1 protein-coding gene is annotated in these 272 nt (G+C 45.2%); it reads right to left on the reverse strand.

Annotation, left to right across the window (positions count from 1 at the left end):
* The coding region (locus tag B7698_RS00630; RefSeq protein ID WP_142358042.1) for a DNA-directed RNA polymerase subunit beta at window positions 1–272 on the reverse strand (272 nt) is incomplete at both ends.

The raw sequence follows: 272 nt of genomic DNA on the forward strand, positions 1-272 counted from the left end.
AAGAGATTGCAATTCTTTGACAAGAACTCGGAAGGATTCTGGAACACCTGGTTTTGGAATTGGTTTTCCTTTTGTAATGGCTTCATAAGCTTTCAGACGTCCGTTGATATCGTCAGACTTGTAAGTCAAGATTTCTTGAAGGACATTTGACGCACCGTAGGCTTCAAGAGCCCAAACCTCCATCTCACCGAAACGTTGTCCACCAAACTGAGCTTTACCTCCGAGTGGTTGTTGTGTAACGGTTGAGTATGGTCCGACTGAACGAGCGTGCA

Origin of the sequence: Streptococcus mitis, from assembly GCF_002096855.1 — a bacterium.
In the GTDB taxonomy this organism is placed as follows: Bacteria; Bacillota; Bacilli; order Lactobacillales; family Streptococcaceae; genus Streptococcus; species Streptococcus mitis_Y.